A 326-nucleotide genomic window follows, 5' to 3' on the forward strand; every position below is an offset into this window, starting at 1 on the left:
CCTCGTTAAGGGATTTAAATTGTTCTCATTCCAATTACGAGACCCGAAAGAGCCCCGTATCAGTATTTATTGTCACTACCTCCCCGTATCGGGATTGGGTAATTTGCGCGCCTGCTGCCTTCCTTGGATGTGGTAGCCGTTTCTCAGGCTCCCTCTCCGGAATCGAACCCTAATTCCCCGTTACCCGTTGCCACCATGGTAGGCCACTATCCTACCATCGAAAGTTGATAGGGCAGAAATTTGAATGAACCATCGCCGGCGCAAGGCCATGCGATTCGTTAAGTTATTATGATTCACCAAGGAGCCCCGAAGGGCGTTGGTTTTTT

The 326-nt window shown here is 49.7% G+C and carries 1 rRNA gene; it reads right to left on the reverse strand.

What is annotated here, in order from left to right:
• Positions 1-71 precede the first annotated feature (71 nt).
• Positions 72-326 (reverse strand): 16S ribosomal RNA (locus tag IFS44_RS21775); the annotation flags it as partial.

Origin of the sequence: Sphingomonas sp. CFBP 13706 (assembly GCF_014842355.1) — a bacterium.
In the GTDB taxonomy this organism is placed as follows: domain Bacteria; phylum Pseudomonadota; class Alphaproteobacteria; order Sphingomonadales; family Sphingomonadaceae; genus Sphingomonas; species Sphingomonas aerolata.